This window comes from Serratia sp. HNCC26DJ244 (genome assembly GCF_057180565.1).
Map to the genome: position 1 here is coordinate 73506 of NZ_JBXUGO010000001.1, position 18041 is coordinate 91546.

At 50.2% G+C, this 18041-nt stretch carries 12 protein-coding genes; 9 read left to right on the plus strand and 3 right to left on the minus strand.

The window, feature by feature from the left end; translation table 11 throughout:
• Positions 1 to 281 precede the first annotated feature (281 nt).
• The 3 genes from brnQ to malZ all read left to right on the plus strand — a co-directional run bounded on the left by brnQ (position 282) and on the right by malZ (position 5300).
• A complete protein-coding gene (gene brnQ / locus AC2A06_RS00360) occupies positions 282 to 1601 on the plus strand; it encodes a branched-chain amino acid transport system II carrier protein (RefSeq protein ID WP_484378995.1) in 1320 nt (439 codons plus the stop codon).
• Between the two features lie 180 nt (positions 1602 to 1781).
• Positions 1782 to 3188: a proline-specific permease ProY gene (gene proY, locus AC2A06_RS00365; RefSeq protein ID WP_023489488.1), complete on the plus strand. Its 1407-nt coding sequence runs from the start codon at positions 1782 to 1784 to the stop codon at positions 3186 to 3188.
• Positions 3189 to 3476: 288 nt separating this feature from the next.
• Positions 3477 to 5300 (plus strand): maltodextrin glucosidase, encoded by a 1824-nt coding sequence (gene malZ / locus AC2A06_RS00370; protein WP_484378996.1) that lies wholly within the window; start codon positions 3477 to 3479, stop codon positions 5298 to 5300.
• Between the two features lie 52 nt (positions 5301 to 5352).
• Here the strand turns inward: malZ and ggt are convergent, their stop codons facing one another.
• From ggt to AC2A06_RS00385, 3 genes are all read right to left on the minus strand, one after another.
• Positions 5353 to 7116 carry a gamma-glutamyltransferase gene (gene ggt / locus AC2A06_RS00375; RefSeq protein ID WP_484378997.1) on the minus strand — a complete coding sequence of 588 codons (1764 nt, stop codon included), beginning with the start codon at positions 7114 to 7116 and terminating at the stop codon, positions 5353 to 5355.
• A 240-nt stretch (positions 7117 to 7356) separates the two neighbouring features.
• Entirely contained in the window at positions 7357 to 7959 is a 603-nt protein-coding gene (locus AC2A06_RS00380) for a peroxiredoxin C (protein WP_023489491.1), read from the minus strand.
• Between the two features lie 225 nt (positions 7960 to 8184).
• Positions 8185 to 8766: an acyl carrier protein phosphodiesterase gene (locus AC2A06_RS00385; RefSeq protein ID WP_484378998.1), complete on the minus strand. Its 582-nt coding sequence runs from the start codon at positions 8764 to 8766 to the stop codon at positions 8185 to 8187.
• Positions 8767 to 9320: 554 nt separating this feature from the next.
• Here AC2A06_RS00385 and AC2A06_RS00390 point away from each other — a divergent pair.
• The 6 genes from AC2A06_RS00390 to secF all read left to right on the plus strand — a co-directional run bounded on the left by AC2A06_RS00390 (position 9321) and on the right by secF (position 17842).
• Entirely contained in the window at positions 9321 to 12077 is a 2757-nt protein-coding gene (locus AC2A06_RS00390) for a tannase/feruloyl esterase family alpha/beta hydrolase (RefSeq protein WP_484378999.1), read from the plus strand.
• Between the two features lie 216 nt (positions 12078 to 12293).
• Positions 12294 to 13364 (plus strand): tRNA preQ1(34) S-adenosylmethionine ribosyltransferase-isomerase QueA, encoded by a 1071-nt coding sequence (gene queA, locus AC2A06_RS00395; protein WP_484379000.1) that lies wholly within the window; start codon positions 12294 to 12296, stop codon positions 13362 to 13364.
• A gap of 136 nt (positions 13365 to 13500) precedes the next feature.
• Positions 13501 to 14625 (plus strand): tRNA guanosine(34) transglycosylase Tgt, encoded by a 1125-nt coding sequence (tgt, locus tag AC2A06_RS00400; RefSeq protein ID WP_484379001.1) that lies wholly within the window; start codon positions 13501 to 13503, stop codon positions 14623 to 14625.
• Between the two features lie 32 nt (positions 14626 to 14657).
• Positions 14658 to 14990, plus strand: coding sequence for a preprotein translocase subunit YajC (yajC, locus tag AC2A06_RS00405; protein WP_484379002.1), 333 nt, complete (start codon positions 14658 to 14660; stop codon positions 14988 to 14990).
• 25 nt (positions 14991 to 15015) lie between these two features.
• Complete coding sequence (secD, locus tag AC2A06_RS00410; protein ID WP_072011637.1) at positions 15016 to 16863, plus strand: protein translocase subunit SecD; 1848 nt, start codon at positions 15016 to 15018, stop codon at positions 16861 to 16863.
• A gap of 10 nt (positions 16864 to 16873) precedes the next feature.
• Positions 16874 to 17842: a protein translocase subunit SecF gene (gene secF / locus AC2A06_RS00415; protein ID WP_023489499.1), complete on the plus strand. Its 969-nt coding sequence runs from the start codon at positions 16874 to 16876 to the stop codon at positions 17840 to 17842.
• Positions 17843 to 18041 lie beyond the last annotated feature (199 nt).

The following is an 18041-nucleotide window of genomic DNA, read 5'->3' on the forward strand; positions in this document are numbered from 1 at the left end:
AATCATATGGTGTTTATTACGGAAAAATTGAGATTATCAACTGGTTGTAAAACTATTTCTGGTATAAAACTCTGCTTTTTGTTGTTCATCTTGCCTTTCAGGGCCATATCCTCTAAATAGCTTCGTCTGCAGATAGCTGATAATCGATAGAAGCTGCTGCAACTTGCATGAAGACGGGTATAAACGTTTAACTAAGCCTGCGTTGTTGGAGTAAACCTCCGCTTACTCTTCATCTTTAAGAATCAATCATTTATTCCATTTAACAGGCAGCGCAATATCCTATGAGCCATCGCTTAGCGTCAAAAGATATCCTGGCATTAGGTTTTATGACTTTTGCTTTATTCGTCGGGGCAGGAAACATTATCTTCCCACCGATGGTCGGTCTACAGTCCGGTGAACATGTTTGGACTGCAGCAATCGGTTTTCTGGTGACAGCGGTGGGGTTACCGGTAGTCACCGTGATTGCACTGGCTCGTGTTGGCGGGGGGGTTGATACCCTTAGCGCACCAATAGGCCGTCATGCAGGATTACTGCTGGCGACGGTCTGTTATCTCACCGTGGGGCCTCTGTTCGCTACGCCACGTACGGCGACCGTTTCATTTGAAGTGGGAATGGCTCCGTTGACCGGTGGTGGTGCCCTGCCACTATTTATCTATAGCCTGGTCTATTTTGTGCTGGTGATTGGCATCTCTTTATATCCGGGGCGTTTGCTCGATACTGTTGGCCATATTCTGGCACCGGTGAAAATTGTTGCCCTGGCGATGCTGGGTATCGCTGCGCTGCTCTGGCCTGCGGGGGCACCTATCCCAGCGGTTGAGGCTTATCAGAATGTGCCGTTCTCTTCTGGCTTTATAAATGGCTACCTGACCATGGATACCTTGGGGGCGATGGTGTTTGGTATTGTCATCGTCAATGCCGCACGTTCCCGTGGGGTAACAGATCGAGGATTGTTGACGCGTTATACCATCCTGGCGGGTCTGATTGCTGGCGTGGGATTGACATTGGTCTATCTGAGTCTGTTCAAGTTGGGGTCCGGTAGTGGTGTTCTGGTGCCAGAGGCCACCAATGGTGCGGTGATTTTGCATGCCTATGTACAAAATACATTCGGTACCATGGGCAGTTTCTTCCTGGCGGCATTGATCTTCATTGCCTGTATGGTGACCGCGGTTGGCCTGACCTGTGCTTGTGCTGAGTTTTTCGCACAATATTTACCGTTATCCTATAAAAAACTGGTATTTATCCTGGGTCTGTTCTCGATGCTGGTTTCCAATCTTGGCTTGAGCCACCTGATCCAGCTCTCTATACCGGTGCTGACGGCGATTTATCCCCCTTGCATTGTGTTGGTGGTGTTGAGTTTTACTCTGCGTTGGTGGAATAGTGCTACGCGTATTATCGCGCCAGTGATGTTAGTCAGCTTGTTGTTTGGTATTCTAGATGCGGTGAAGACATCCCCTTTTGTGGATTTGATGCCTGAATGGATTCATCACTTGCCGCTGGCAGCGCAGGGGTTGGCATGGTTGCCTCCTTCGTTGTTGATGCTGTTGCTGGTTGCCATTTATGATCGCGTTTTCGCTCGTAACCAAGTAGCAGTTCACTCTTAAATTGATGATCTATATCCCAAATAATTCGAGTTGCTGGTATGCGGCCCCGTAGGGGGCGAGGTCTCATGGATGAGGCGAGTAACCGCAGCTAACACTCATGCAGCTTGAAGGACGAAGGGTATAAAGATAGGACACGGACTTGTCCGTGTTTTTTATGTTAAACAAGGACTGGTCATTTTCATGCAACAACAATCATCCACTCTAACACCGGGCAATAAGCTGAAACGGGGTCTTAGTACGCGCCATATACGATTTATGGCGCTGGGTTCTGCCATTGGTACCGGTCTGTTTTACGGTTCGGCAGAGGCGATCAAAATGGCGGGGCCTAGTGTGTTGCTCGCCTATTTGCTCGGGGGTATCGTCGCCTTTATCATCATGCGTGCACTGGGGGAAATGTCGGTCAATAATCCGCAGGCCAGCTCCTTCTCTCGTTATGCTCAGGATTATCTCGGCCCGATGGCGGGTTATATCACTGGTTGGACTTACTGTTTTGAGATCTTGATTGTTGCCATTGCGGATGTAACGGCATTCGGCATCTATATGGGCGTCTGGTTCCCCGAAGTACCACACTGGATCTGGGTGTTGAGTATCGTACTGATTATCGGTGCCATCAATCTGTTGAGTGTCAAGGTGTTTGGCGAGCTGGAGTTCTGGTTCTCGTTCTTCAAAGTGGCCACCATTATTGTCATGATCGTCGCCGGTATCGGTATCATTGTCTGGGGTATCGGTAATGGCGGGCAACCGACCGGGATACACAATCTGTGGACCAACGGAGGCTTCTTCAGTAATGGCTTTATCGGTATGATCTTGTCGCTGCAATTGGTGATATTTGCCTATGGCGGCATTGAGATTATCGGTATCACCGCTGGTGAGGCCAAAGATCCGAAAGTTTCGATCCCTAAAGCTATCAACTCGGTGCCTTGGCGTATTCTGGTATTCTACGTCGGGACACTGTTTGTCATTATGTCCATTTACCCATGGAATCAGGTCGGCGTTAATGGCAGCCCATTTGTATTGACCTTCCAACATATAGGGATCACCATTGCGGCGGGGATCCTCAACTTTGTGGTGATCACCGCATCATTGTCCGCCATTAACAGTAATGTGTTTGGGGTGGGGCGGATGATGCACGGTCTGGCAGAGCAAGGTCATGCACCGCAAATATTCAGCAAGATCTCCAAGAATGGTATCCCTTGGGTGACCGTGGTGGTCATGATGGCGGCACTGCTGGTTGCGGTGTATCTCAACTACATCATACCGGAAAACGTATTCCTGGTGATTGCTTCATTGGCAACCTTTGCTACCGTGTGGGTGTGGATCATGATCCTGATTTCACAAATCGCTTTCCGCCGTAGTTTGAGCAAAGAGCAGGTCAGCAAACTGGCCTTCCCCCTGCGTGGTGGCGTAGTGACTTCAGTAATTGCCATTCTCTTTCTGGTCTTTGTTATCGGCCTGATTGGCTACTTCCCGGCAACACGTGTTTCACTGTATGCTGGCTTGGTGTGGGTAGCGGTGTTACTGCTGGGCTACTTTGCGATGATTAAGTACCAGAAGAAACAGCTGAAGCAGGCCGCTCAGCAGGATTGATTAAGGCTCTTTTCCTTCGGTATTAATCGGTATCCCCGCCGCCCTGCGGTTGGCTGTGCGGTGGGGATACGCGAATCATTTCAGGTAGAATCCCCGCTAATGTTTGCCCTCGCCATGGGGGCAATCTCTTGTTACTTTGCCTTCAATCCCCCGTTCGGGCTCTCCTCCCCTTCACTCAGCCCCAAAGTTTATTATCCAGAGAGGAGGGGAAATGCTATTGAGCGTGTCATGGTGTCCCACAGAGTGTAATACCGTTGCTTCTATTTGGTATATCAGGAGAGAAAAGTCATGCTCAATGCCTGGCATCAACCCGTTCCACCATTCATGACAAGAAAAAAACAACGTTTGCAGATTACGTTGTGGTTGCAGGGAGATGACTTGCCCGAACGGGTATTCCTGCGTGTTGAGCCCGATAATGAAGAGTGGTTACTGATAATGAAAGCGCAGCCAGAAGAGGGACTGTGGCGCTATCAGGCCAGTTTACCGCTAGATGAAGGGGAAGCGGTACGGCGCTATTGTTTCAAATTACTGTGGGCTGACCGCCAGCAGTGGTTTGGCCCGGAAGGTTGGTCATTGACACCGCCAGGACAATTAGCTCAGTTTGCGGTAGATGAACCCGACACCACGCCATCCTGGGTGGCGGATCAGATATTTTATCAAATATTTCCTGACCGCTTTGCCAGCAGTGGTGGTGAACATGGCATTAAGATGGGAAGTTATCGACACCATGCTGCAGGTTGCGATGTAGTGCGCAGTGAGTGGCAGCAGCCGTTGGTGGATAAATTTGCCGCCTCTACCTTTTACGGCGGGGATTTAGAGGGTATCTGCCAGAAACTGCCCTATTTGCAGCAACTGGGTATCACTGCACTCTATTTGAACCCGATTTTTACCTCGCCCAGTGTCCATAAATATGACACCGAAGATTATTACCAGGTTGACCCTTACCTGGGGGGTAATCCGGCGTTACTGCGCTTGCGGGCAATGACGAGTAATATCGGCGTTAAACTGGTGTTGGATGGGGTATTCAACCATATTGGCGACTCACATCCGTGGTTTGACCGTTATCAGCAGGGTAAGGAAGGGGCATGCCACAATACAGATTCCCCCTATCGCGGTTGGTTTAACTTCTACCCGGACGGTAATGTGCTGAGCTGGAAGGGGAATAGCACGCTGCCAAAACTCAACTTCGCAGAACCTCAGGTGGTGCAGGCCATTTATCAGGCGCAAGACAGTGTGGTGCGCCATTGGTTACGGCCACCCTACAGTATTGATGGCTGGCGACTGGATGTGGTGCATATGTTAGGGGAGAACGGTGGCGCAGAAGCTAATTTGCACCATGTGGGGGGGATTTATCAGGCGATCAAACAGGAAAACCCGCACGCCTATGTATTAGGCGAACATTTTGGCGACGCACGCCGTTGGCTGCATGCCGGGGTGGAAGATGCCGCGATGAATTACATGGGGTTCGCTTTACCGGTACGCGCCTTTTTGGCGGGGGTAGATGTTGCCTATCATCCAATACAACTTGATGCGGCGGCTTGCGCGCAATGGATGGAAAGTTACCGTGCCGGATTATCACATAATTGCCAACTGATTCAATTTAACCAGTTGGATAGCCATGATACCGCTCGTTTTCTGACACTGCTGGATAATAACCCGCGCCGTATGCAAATGGCGGCGGTGTGGCTGCTTAGCTGGATTGGCGTGCCTTGTTTATATTATGGCGATGAAATAGGTCTGGATGGCGGGAATGATCCTTTCTGTCGTAAGCCATTCCCCTGGGATGAAAACCAATGGGACCAGCCCTTGCTGGCGTTGTTTAGCCGTTTGATAGCATTGCGTAAGCAGAGCAAAGCATTACGGCGCGGTGCTTGCCAGGTACTCTATGCGCAGGGTGAAACGCTGGTGTTTGTGCGGTGTTACCAACAGGAGCGGGTGCTGATCGCTTTACAGCGAAGTGACGCAGGTGACGTGATGCTGCCTTATAATCCTTTGTTGCTAAAGGGGCAATGGCAACAGTTAGAGGGGGAAGGGGAGTTAAGTGCGCTTGGCACAGGCTTGCAACTGAAGCTAGCGGCTGAATCCGCCAATATATGGCGGTTGCCGGGCTGAAGCTGATAACCGTTTACCCGCCACGTGGAGTGGCGGGTAAACGACAGATTAATTAATATCCGATGGCAGCCCCAGCGGGTCGGCGTGCATCATTGGCACCGTAGATATAACCGACGCGTACCTTGCCAGAGACCGCCGAGTCATTGCCGGAGTCAGTGGAGCGAACCCCCGCCGCCCCCGGCAAGCCCACCTGGATCAGTTCTGCAGCCCCCCATGGTGTTTGTTCAACCATCTTGTAGCCCATGCCCTTGAGGACGTTCAGCGTGTCGGCAGAGAGCCCGCGCTGCTCGTAATAGACTTCATCCGGTAGCCATTGATGGTGAATCCTTGGTGCATCTACCGCTTCCTGCGGTGCCATACCATGATCAATGATGTTCAAGGCAGTTTGCAGCGTGATGGTGATAATACGTGATCCTCCAGGGGAACCGAGCACCATAAAGGTTTTATTGTCTTTGGTCACCAGGGTTGGGCTCATTGAAGAGAGTGGACGCTTATTGGGGGCAATGGCATTGGCGGTTCCTTGTACCAGGCCATAAAGATTTTTCTCACCCACCTTGACGGTAAAGTCATCCATCTCATCGTTAAGGAAGAACCCGGTACCTGGGGCGATCACCACTGCACCAAATCGGCCATTAACGGTATAGGTGGTCGATACCGCATTGCCTTCATGGTCGACAATTGAATAATGGGTCGTTTCCGGTTTTTCGTGTGGCGCTATGCCGGGTTGAACATCTTTCGATGGGGTTGCCTGATTGGCGATGATCTGGGTACGGATTTCATTGGCATAGCTTTTACTGGTCAGACGGTCAATCGGGTTTTTGATGAATTCGGGATCACCCAGATAGGTATTACGATCCATATAGGCATGGCGCATGGCTTCGCTCATGGTGTGGATCGCCGCCGCAGAATTAAACCCCATACTCTTCAGATCATAACCTTCAACAATATTAAGAATTTCGCACAAGGTCACGCCACCAGAACTGGGTGGTGGTGCGGAGATAAATTTATAACCGCGATAGCTGCAGGTAATCGGTGTCGTTTCGGTGACTTTGTAATGGGCAAAATCGGCAGCGGTAATGATACCACCCCCACGTTTAGCAGCAGCTTCTACCGCTTGTGGAATTTTGCCATGATAGAAAGCAGTCGGCCCCTCTTTGGCAATGGTTTCCAGGGTATTGGCCAGATCCGTTTGTATCAGACGATCCCCTGGCAATAGTGGTGAACCATCGCGACGCAGGAAAATTTTAGCCGATTCTGGATCTTGCTTGAAACGTGCAACTGTGGTGTCGAGAATGTCGGTATCGGCACGGGTCAGGATAAACCCTTCACGTGCTAATCTGATGGCGGGGGCCATGACTTGTGCACGGCTCAGCTTACCGTATTTCTCCCGTGCGGTTTCCATTCCCAATACTGTCCCTGGTACGCCTGCGGCTAGGTAGCCATACAGGCTGGCATCCTTTTTCACCTTGCCGTTGGCATCTAAATACATATCGGCACTGGCCGCAGCAGGGGCGGTTTCACGGAAGTTGATAAAGGTATCCGTACCATCGGCCAGGTGTAGCGTCATAAAGCCGCCACCACCAATATTACCGCAGCAAGGGTTGACCACCGCTTGTGCGTAACCTACCGCTACCGCGGCATCTACTGCGTTGCCCCCCATTTTGAGAATATCCACGCCCACTTGAGAGGCCAGATGTTGCGATGTCACCACCATGCCTTGTTGCGCTTCCACGGCTGGACTGGACGCAGCATGCAGGTGAGAGCTGACCAGTAAGGCAACCAAGGCGAGTGGCTTATTCCATTTTTGCAAAAACATAACGTCCCCTATTTATTCTGTCAGACTTTTTATAATGATCGAGAGACTCGTTATAGTTCAAGCTTTAATAGTTTGAATGGATTTGGTGATCATCGGTTTTGGCTGCTAATTGAGGGTGGGCCGCGTAAAAAATGCGAAGGAAACGGGTGAGTAAAGCAGTGAATCTGCTCAGTGGTGGTGACAGAAAAGATAAAAAAACGGCCAGCAGGGCTGGCCGATTATCATACTGCTGGAACGCTATTACAGCTTGGCTGCGTTTTCAGACAGGTATTTAGCTACGCCATCTGGAGAAGCGCCCATACCTGCTTTGCCTTTTTCCCACTGAGCTGGGCACACTTCGCCGTGCTCTTCGTGGAATTGCAGTGCATCAACAGTACGGAGCATTTCATCGATATTACGGCCGATTGGCAGGTCGTTGACAACCTGTGCACGCACGATACCATTTTTGTCGATCAGGAAAGAACCACGCAGAGCAACGCCCGCGTCTGGGTGTTCAATGCCGTAAGCTTGCTGAATTTCACGCTTAATGTCAGCAACCATGGCATATTTCACTTCACCGATGCCGCCTTTATCGATAGGGGTTTTACGCCATGCGTTGTGAACGAATTCAGAGTCGAAAGAGACGCCAACAACTTCAACGCCACGCTTTTTGAATTCTTCATAACGGTGATCGAAGGCAATCAATTCAGAAGGACATACGAAGGTGAAGTCCATCGGCCAGAAGAACAGAACAGCAGGTTTGCCGTTCAGGTGCTTCTTCAGGTTGAAGTTTCCGACGATTTCGCCGTTGCCAAGTACGGCTGCAGCAGTGAAGTCAGGGGCTTGACGAGTTACCAGGACCATAATTACTCCTGTAATAGTTGTTCAAAGGGTTGATGTAAAAGCAAGGGCCAGTATAGAGACCCTTATCTAATGAAGAAAGAGTAAAAGACCAATCAATGAGATAGCTTTAACCTATCAAAACCAATGATCGTGTTTAGCAAGGTTAAGGTAACCTTTTTGGATAAAAGGGCAAGGGGTAAAGGGTATATTCATTACAACTTGCCAAATTTAACGGGGGAGGTCTGCTCAAAATGCTTTGTCTTTGGCTTGTTGCACCATGCGTGGGTAAAACTGCCAGAAGTGGCTTTCAAGCAGATGATAATGGTGCTCCACATCAGCAAAAGAACCGGCCAGAGCTTGCAGCTTGGGGCGGCGGCTGGCCATGCCTTGCAGTACTTGGGCGATAAACGGCAGCTCGGCATAGCGCTCCAGCCATCGATCAGGCCAAAGGTAGTCATTCAGTCTCTGGAAGCGTTGCGGCGTTTGCGCCAGATGCGGCTCAATCAGATGACGTGCTTGCTGGGCAAAATGGGGCAAACTGCAATCGGGTTCAAACTGTTGCCAATGGCGAGCCAGAAAATGATCCCAGACGATATCCAGTGTAATCGGCGCGACGCGGCGGAAGGAGGGGCTGAAATAGTTATAACAGGCCCTGACTTCTGGCTGGCTATCAGTTAATACATCGATACGCCGATGCATCATGATGCCAGCAACCACCTCAGGAGCGTATTGATTCATCGGGTTGCCACGCACAAAGTCGGCGAGCAGGTTACCGAGTAGCGAGCTTTCTGCAAGCTGAGCCAAATGGAGATGAGCGAGAAAATTCATACCGCTATTATACGCGAAATTATTCCAGTTGCAGCTTTGTCCTATTCAACGTCGCTCAGCCTTAACGTTTATTTATTATTTCTGTTGATTCGAAATTGGCAAATTGACAAGTATCACCTATATTTTTCCATGTCTTTGTAGGAAAAGATAAAGATGTTCTTTGTAAACAAAGAGTTATTGATGTTAAATCAATACTTATTTATAGGGATGTAATATGAAAAAAATGCAAACATTGTTAGTTATTAAGTGGATTTTTTTCGTGATGACGACAGCTTTCACATCAATAGGGGCTTATGGTCAACCTCATCGTTTTGCATTTGGATTAACCTGACTTTTTCACAGCTGTTACACCGCTGATAATTCATTTTGCTTTGGCACTCAAGTCCCAAAAAGAAAACCCTATTTCGATTGCGCTATACCCAAGTGATTTTGAGATGTTTACAGTCACCCGCGAAGGGCAAAGTTATTGATATAGAATAATAAAGTCAACTTTTCGGTATCTCGAAAGGCGATGGGTATAACAGGTTCAATAATAAGATAAGGAAATTCAAGCCATGAAGCCTCTACCTACAGGTTGGTATAATAGAATAACAACCAAGATAAAATACCCGTTGCTAACCAGTTTAATCTGCCTATTACTGGCTGGCTGTAATCCAGATTCAACACAGAGTGCGAATTCTGGCGGGAGTGATCCTGTTGATCCTGTTAATCCCATCGACCCAGTTAACCCCGTCGACCCTGTTAATCCGGTAGACCCGGTCGATCCGGTCGAACCGGTGGATCCCGTTGATCCGGTTGTTCTTACGGCACAACAGGCCTGTGAGCAACTCAATGGTGTCACCTTCCCTGCGTCAGCGTTCACCTTAGCCACTGGCGGCGCTCAAGTGGTTTCAGCTTCACTGCTCCTGGCTGATGCGACTGGAAATACCTTGGGGGAATATTGCCAGGTGCGCGGTAAAATTTTTTCTGTCAGTGGTGGGGATACAAACATTAATTTCGCCGTTAATTTCCCGACTAAATGGAACAATAAAGCGATCCATTTTGGTGGTGGGGGTTTTGATGGCAAATTGATTGATGGCACGGAAACCGTTCGTTTTGGTTTGCCAAGTAACCCGGCACCGCTGGCACAGGGTTATGCGACCTGGGGGGATGACTCCGGCCATCAGAGCAGCAGTATTACCGATGGCAGTTTTGCGATGAACGATGAAGCGCTGACCAATTATGGCGGTGATACATTGAAAAAGACCCATGATGTTGCTTTGCTGCTGCTGAAACAGCGTTATGGGCAATTGCCAAAGTACAGCTATTTCCTTGGGACCTCTACCGGGGGGCGTGATGCACTGAGCTATATCCAGCGCTGGCCCCAAGACTATGATGGCGTGATTGCCAACGAACCGGCACTCAATTACACCGGCACTCGTCTGTCCAATGTGGCGTTAGGCCGCGCGTTGTATCTCGACAATGGTGCCGGTTGGTTGAATATCAATAAAACGCTGCTGGTACAACAGACCGCGATGACCGCCTGTGATGGCTTGGACGGCGTGTTAGACAAGGTTATCAGTAATGTTGAGGGGTGCCGGGCCGGGAGTGAGCAGGTACTGACTAGTCTGCGTTGCCCTAACGGACAAGATAGTGGTGATACCTGCCTCTCTGATGCGCAGATCGCTACCGTTAAGGTGATCGAATCGCCGTTGCAGTTGAATTATTCCTTAGCCAATGGTGTCAATGTGGCGGGGGGATACAATCTGCTGGAGGGGACTTTGGTCGCTGGTCCCTTTACTACGCGTAACTTGGGGACCCGCCCGGTTCCAGCGAATCCGGCGGTCAAGGGCGATGCCAATATGTATGTGACTGGCGATCAGTGGGTAAAATATTTTATTACCCGTGAGCCGACCTTTGACTCCTTGACCTTTAACCCGGTAGATCCTGGCAGTTACACCGCTAGAGTTCAGCAAGTATCGGCATTAACCGATGCCACCAATCCGGATATCTCCGAGTTTCTTGGTCAGCAACGCCGTCTGATTCTACTGCATGGCCTTGCAGACGAAGTGATTAGTCCAAACTCCACCATTTCCTGGTATCAGGCAGTGATTAATACCGTTGGGCAGGATGCTGTCGTTCAGGGCGTTCGCTTTTATACCGTACCAGGAATGGGGCATGGAACAGGCAGTTTTCTGCCAGCATGGAATTCATTAAGCGCGTTGGAAAACTGGGTTGAGCATGGCGTGGCACCCGGTAATCGTTGGGTGATGGATGTCAACGCACAAACCTACGGGCGAACCAGACCCCTTTGCCAATATCCTTCCTGGCCTAAATTTAAGGGGAGCGGTAGCCAAGATGCGGTCATTAACTACAGTTGTGTCGATAGCGGCAATCTCCCGCCGCAAGCCTGTAGCAATCTACCCACCGCAGCCACCACCTATAAAGGCGGTGATACCTTTGGTGAGGAGCTGACCATCAATTTCGATCCTGTCACCATGAGCTACACCATCACTATCGATGCCAGCTTGCAACGTTCTGCAGGTACGGTGCGTAGCGGTACGCTGTTGACGCAGAATGGTTGTACTTTCAATAGTGATGAGAATGGGGCGCAGTTTACCTTTATGGGGGGCGGTGTGTTATCTGGCGGGGTAGCCAAAGTCGCGGAAAATGCATTCCTGCCATTGTTGGCGTTCCAGAATATCAACAGTGATTATAAAGCGCTGGCGGATATTTATAATGTAACGGGTATCCAGCATAGCGTTAGCGATGGTCATGCGACTCTACAGAGTGGCTCTGCTCGCTTGCGTTCTTCGGCTGCCACTTGGCAAACCTGCCAAGCTTCCGCCACGCCGGGTTTTATCACCTACGATGCCAACTGTGCGCCCAGCACTAAAGGATATATTGCCTGGAACAGTAGCCATAATGCCTTTGATTACTTTGTCGGCGGCACCCCTAGCGCTAATGATGGCGTATTAAGCGGCTCCCTGATCAGCGGTATGGTTAATGGCAAACCGGTACCGTTGATTCTGACCCGTTCATCAACCATTTATGGCATGAGTTTCTATGCACCTCAGCCTTCTGCGCTGCCTTTGGCGACAGGCGCTGCAGATGGAAACTATTATGTCACCACCACCGAGGGTGAACAGTTTGATAGCGAATTGAGTGGCACCACGGTTTTCCAAGGGAGTAACTATGGCGTACTCAACTATAACCAACCGGTACTGGGCACGATAACCGCAACCGGTGCCATTAGTGGTAGTTACATCACCAATGGTGGCATTCTGTCTGTTATCACCGATGACAGCTTCGGGCTCGGTGTGTTGCATTAACCGATGATGGGGGATAAGCAGTATTATCCCCGGCGTGATTCAAGTTGCGAGGCCGCATCGTAACGCACCCATAGAGGGGCGTAGCGGGTAGCCTCTGCAGCTTGCATTAAGGGGAGGAGAGGTAATTTTTTGTTATTTCTTGCCGCTTGTGGCCCACGGCTTTAGACTGTAGCGCTTGTTTTAACCGATAGCCTGTATTTGAAGAAGTGGATACCCATGCGCGTCGCTGATTTTTCTTTTGATCTCCCCGATTCTTTGATTGCTCGTTACCCACAACCTGAGCGTAGTGCCTGCCGCTTGCTGCAATTGGATGGGCCGAGTGGGGCGTTGACCCATGGTGTGTTTACCGACCTGCTGGATATTCTGCAAGCGGGTGATCTGTTGGTCTTTAACAATACCCGAGTGATCCCGGCTCGTCTCTTTGGCCGCAAGGTGAGTGGTGGCAAGCTAGAAGTCCTGGTGGAACGCGTCTTGGACCAACACCGGGTACTGGCTCATGTGCGAGCATCCAAAGCGCCTAAACCGGGGGCTGAATTGCTACTGGGGGATGATGAGAGCATCGCAGCAACGATGGTGGCGCGTCATGACACGCTGTTCGAACTGCGCTTTAATGATGAGCGAGATGTGCTTACCCTCCTTAATGCGGCGGGGCATATGCCGTTACCTCCCTACATTGATCGCCCAGATGAAGCCGCCGACCGCGAGCTCTATCAGACGGTGTACAGCGAAAAGCCAGGGGCAGTGGCCGCCCCGACCGCGGGGTTGCACTTTGACCAAGCACTGCTTGCTGCATTGCGCGCCAAGGGCGTGGTCATGGCGTTTGTCACGTTGCACGTAGGCGCGGGGACTTTCCAACCGGTACGGGTGGAAACCATTGAAGATCATATTATGCATGCCGAATATGCTGAAGTGCCGCAGGATGTCGTCGATGCCGTATTGGCGTGTAAAGCACGGGGCAACCGGGTGGTGGCGGTAGGGACCACATCAGTACGTTCACTGGAAAGTGCGGCCAAGGCTTGTCAGCAGGGGGTGATTGCGCCTTTCTTTGGTGATACCCGTATTTTTATCTATCCGGGCTACCATTATGAGGTGGTTGATGCGCTGGTGACCAATTTCCATCTGCCTGAGTCAACCTTGATTATGCTGGTTTCGGCATTCGCTGGTTACCGTAATACCATCAATGCCTACCAACAGGCGGTGGCCGAGCAGTACCGGTTCTTCAGTTATGGTGATGCGATGTTTATCAGCCATAATGTCAAGGCAGAAACTGAATCTGTCGGTGGGTGAACAATCCGTCTGAGCAAATCGCTAATGCCGCCAACACGGTGGCAGTGGGCACCGTGATGGCTATATTTGTGGGTTACGCATCCTGCGTGGCTCTGTTTTAACAACACTGGACTGTTTCTCTGGTGCTGGAGGTTTTGTGAAGTACGAATTACAGACAACGGATGGGCGCGCTCGTCGTGGCCGCTTGATCTTTGACCTAGGTGTCGTAGAAACGCCCGCTTTTATGCCGGTTGGTACCTATGGCACGGTGAAAGGTATGACACCGGAAGAGGTGAAAGAGACCGGCGCGCAGATCTTGTTGGGTAACACCTTTCATTTATGGTTGCGCCCAGGGCAAGAAATCATGAAACTGCATGGTGACTTGCACGATTTTATGCAGTGGCACGGGCCGATTCTCACCGACTCAGGTGGTTTCCAGGTGTTTAGCCTCGGGGCAATGCGTAAGATTAAAGAAGAAGGCGTCTATTTCCGTAACCCTATCAACGGCGATAAAGTGTTCCTCAGCCCAGAAAAGTCCATGGAGATCCAGTATGATCTGGGGTCTGACATTGTGATGATTTTTGACGAATGCACACCTTATCCGGCAGATTGGGACTATGCTAAACGTTCGATGGAGATGTCACTGCGTTGGGCGCAGCGTAGCCGTCAGCGCTTTGATGAGCTGAATAACAAAAATGCGTTATTTGGTATTATTCAAGGGGGTATTTACCAAGATTTACGTGATGTTTCCGTAAAAGGGCTGGTGGATATCGGCTTTGATGGGTACGCTGTGGGCGGTTTAGCAGTCGGTGAGCCTAAAGAGGATATGCACCGTATTCTTGAACATGTTTGCCCACAAATTCCGCAGGATAAGCCTCGTTATCTGATGGGGGTTGGCAAACCGGAAGATCTGGTGGAAGGGGTGCGTCGTGGTATCGATATGTTCGATTGTGTGATGCCAACACGTAATGCCCGTAATGGTCATCTGTTTGTCACTGACGGTGTGGTGAAAATCCGTAATGCCAAGCATAAGGATGATACATCGACGCTGGATAAAGATTGTGATTGTTATACTTGTCGCCATTATAGTCGTGCCTACTTGCATCATCTTGACCGTTGCAACGAAATACTGGGTGCTCGGTTGAACACGATTCATAACCTGCGTTACTACCAACGTTTGATGGCGGGTTTACGTAAGGCTATTGAAGAGAGTAAATTAGAGCTGTTTGTTGCGGATTTTTACAGGCGGATCGGTAAGCCGGTTCCACCTTTAACTGTTTGAATTAATAATTAATACTTAGTGAGGGAATTTCAATGAGCTTTTTCATTTCTGACGCCGTTGCAGCCACTGGAGCCTCGGCCCAGGCAAGCCCGTACTCGCTGCCTATCATGCTGGTGGTGTTTGGCCTGATTTTCTATTTTATGATCCTGCGTCCGCAGCAAAAACGTGCTAAAGAGCATAAAAAACTGATGGAGTCCATCGGCAAAGGGGATGAAGTGCTGACCACGGGTGGGCTGATTGGCCGCGTCACCAAAGTGGCTGACACCGGTATTATTGCTATTGCGCTTAATGACACTACCGAAGTGATGATCAAGCGTGACTTTGTTGCGGCCGTTCTACCGAAAGGTACGATGAAGGCTCTATAATTTTGTTTTCCCTAAGGGAATTGCCGTGCTAAACCGTTATCCTTTGTGGAAGTATCTGATGCTGATCGTGGTGATCTTCGTCGGTCTGCTTTATGCACTTCCCAACATTTACGGTGAAGATCCTGCGGTACAAATCACTGGCGCGCGTGGTATCGCCGCCAGTGAGGCGACGCTGGATCAAGTCCGTAACGTATTAGAAAAAGATAATATTGTAAGCAAGTCGATTGCACTGGAAAACGGTGCCATCCTGGCTCGCTTTAAAGATACTGATGTCCAGTTACGTGCCCGTGAAGTTCTGATGGCGGAGTTGGGTGATAAATATGTTGTGGCGCTGAATCTGGCTCCAGCAACACCTGCCTGGCTCGCTAGAATCAATGCGGAACCAATGAAACTGGGGCTGGACTTACGTGGTGGTGTGCACTTCTTGATGGAAGTCGATATGGACACCGCGTTGAGCAAGTTGCAGGAACAGACGATGGACACCTTACGCACTGAACTGCGTGAGAAGGGCATCCCCTATGCAGCGATTCGCAAGTTGGAAAACAACGCTGTCGAAGTCCGTTTCCGTGATGATGCCACCCGCGATCAGGCCATCAGCTATATCACGCCACGTCAGCGTGATCTGGTGTTGTCTGCCAATGGCAGCAACACACTGAGAGCCGTCTTGACCGATGCCCGTTTGACTGAGGCCCGTGAATACGCGGTGCAACAGAACATCACTATCCTGCGTAACCGTGTTAACCAACTGGGTGTTGCTGAACCGTTGGTACAGCGCCAGGGAGCCGACCGCATCGTGGTTGAACTGCCTGGGATCCAGGATACGGCTCGCGCCAAAGAAATTTTGGGTGCGACGGCGACACTGGAATTCCGCTTGGTGAACACCAATGTGGATGCCTCTGCTGCGGCAAGTGGCCGTGTGCCGGGTGATTCAGAAGTCAAATTCACCCGTGATGGTCAGCCAATCGTACTTTACAAAAGGGTGATCCTGACCGGTGACCATATCACCGACTCCACCTCCGGTACCGATGAAATGGGTAGCCCACAGGTGAATATCTCCCTGGACGGCGCAGGTGGGACTATCATGTCCAACTTCACCAAGGATAACATTGGTAAACCTATGGCTACGCTGTTTGTCGAGTATAAAGACAGCGGCAAGAGAGATGCCAATGGACGCGCCATTCTGGTGAAGCAGGAAGAAGTGATCAACGTGGCCAATATTCAGTCGCGTCTGGGTAACAGTTTCCGTATCACCGGTATCGACAACCCGAATGAAGCTCGTCAACTGTCGTTGTTGTTGCGTGCTGGTGCGTTGATTGCGCCGATCCAGATTGTTGAAGAGCGGACCATTGGTCCGACACTGGGTCAGCAGAATATTACCCAGGGTCTGGAAGCCTGTCTGTGGGGCTTGGTTGCCTCCATCGTGTTTATGGTGGTTTGGTATCGCAAGTTTGGCCTGATCGCCTCAACGGCGCTGATGGCTAACCTGGTGCTGATTGTCGGTATAATGTCACTGTTGCCAGGGGCGACGCTCACCATGCCGGGTATTGCCGGTATCGTGCTGACACTGGCGGTAGCGGTCGATGCCAACGTCCTGATAAACGAGCGTATCAAGGAGGAACTGAAGAATGGGCGATCCGTTCAACAGGCCATCCATGAGGGCTATAAAGGCGCGTTCTCCAGTATTGTTGATGCCAACATCACCACCTTGATTACTGCAATTATTCTGTATGCAGTGGGTACAGGTTCGATCAAAGGCTTTGCAATTACCACCGCAATTGGCGTGGCAACGTCCATGTTCACTGCCATTGTTGGTACCCGTGCCATTGTCAACCTGCTTTACGGCGGCAAGCGCATTAACAAGCTGTCTATTTGAGGAGTGTGTTGTGGCACAGGATTATACTGTTGAACAACTTAACTACGGCCGTAAAGTCCATGACTTTATGCGTTGGGATTATCTGGCCTTCGCCATTTCAATAATATTATTGATTGCGTCTGTCACTATTATGTCGCTACGCGGTTTTAACTGGGGGCTGGATTTCACCGGTGGTACGGTGATTGAAATTAACCTGGAGCAACCCGCCAATCTTGACCTGCTGCGCGATACCTTGGAACAAGCCGGGTTTAAGGATCCGATTATCCAGAACTTTGGCAGCAGCCGTGACATTATGGTGCGTATGCCGCCAGTAGAGGGTAGCGTAGGTCAGGAACTGGGTAATAAAGTGATCAGCGTGATCAACGCATCCGTTGATAAAAATGCGACGGTCAAGCGTATTGAGTTCGTAGGCCCGAGTGTCGGGAGTGAACTGGCGCAAACCGGTGGTATGGCGTTGTTGGTGGCGTTGATCTGTATCCTGATCTATGTTGGGTTCCGGTTTGAATGGCGTCTGGCATTGGGTGCGGTTCTGGCACTGGCTCACGACGTGGTTATCACCATGGGGATATTGTCGCTCTTCCATATCGAGATTGACTTGACCATCGTCGCTTCATTGATGTCGGTTATCGGTTACTCGCTGAACGACAGTATTGTGGTTTCTGACCGTATCCGTGAGAACTTTCGCAAGATCCGCCGTGGTACACCTTACGAAATCGTGAACGTTTCGCTGACACAAACCCTGAGTCGTACCATTATGACTTCCGCCACGACATTGATGGTGGTTCTGATGCTGTACATCTTTGGTGGCGCGATGCTACATGGTTTCTCATTAACCATGTTGATTGGTGTGTCTATCGGTACCATCTCCTCTATCTACGTTGCTTCGGCACTGGCGTTGAAACTGGGGATGAAACGTGAGCACATGCTGCAACTGAAAGTGGAAAAAGAAGGGGCAGATCAGCCCTCTATTTTACCGTGATCAAGTGGCATCGTTTATTTAGGCTACCGCTTTCTGGAGCTTGAATAACCCTAGATATCAAGCTTGAATTAAATGCCAGTCAGTGGATCCTGACTGGCATTTTTGTTTGTTGCTGTTCCAGAGACTCGGCAGTGGCATGTTTATTGGGCAACCCTCGAGGCAATTCACAACAAATGCCCTGTGCGCTTTGTTGTAACCC

Excerpts from the sequence above, each read along its gene's own strand:
- AC2A06_RS00385 (WP_484378998.1), bottom strand. The coding sequence starts at position 8,766 with ATGAATTTTCTCGCTCATCTCCATTTGGCTCAGCTTGCAGAAAGCTCG.
- ggt (WP_484378997.1), bottom strand. The coding sequence starts at position 7,116 with ATGTTTTTGCAAAAATGGAATAAGCCACTCGCCTTGGTTGCCTTACTG.
- proY (WP_023489488.1), top strand. The coding sequence starts at position 1,782 with ATGCAACAACAATCATCCACTCTAACACCGGGCAATAAGCTGAAACGG.
- AC2A06_RS00390 (WP_484378999.1), top strand. The coding sequence starts at position 9,321 with ATGAAGCCTCTACCTACAGGTTGGTATAATAGAATAACAACCAAGATA.
- malZ (WP_484378996.1), top strand. The coding sequence starts at position 3,477 with ATGCTCAATGCCTGGCATCAACCCGTTCCACCATTCATGACAAGAAAA.
- AC2A06_RS00380 (WP_023489491.1), bottom strand. The coding sequence starts at position 7,959 with ATGGTCCTGGTAACTCGTCAAGCCCCTGACTTCACTGCTGCAGCCGTA.
- brnQ (WP_484378995.1), top strand. The coding sequence starts at position 282 with ATGAGCCATCGCTTAGCGTCAAAAGATATCCTGGCATTAGGTTTTATG.
- yajC (WP_484379002.1), top strand. The coding sequence starts at position 14,658 with ATGAGCTTTTTCATTTCTGACGCCGTTGCAGCCACTGGAGCCTCGGCC.
- queA (WP_484379000.1), top strand. The coding sequence starts at position 12,294 with ATGCGCGTCGCTGATTTTTCTTTTGATCTCCCCGATTCTTTGATTGCT.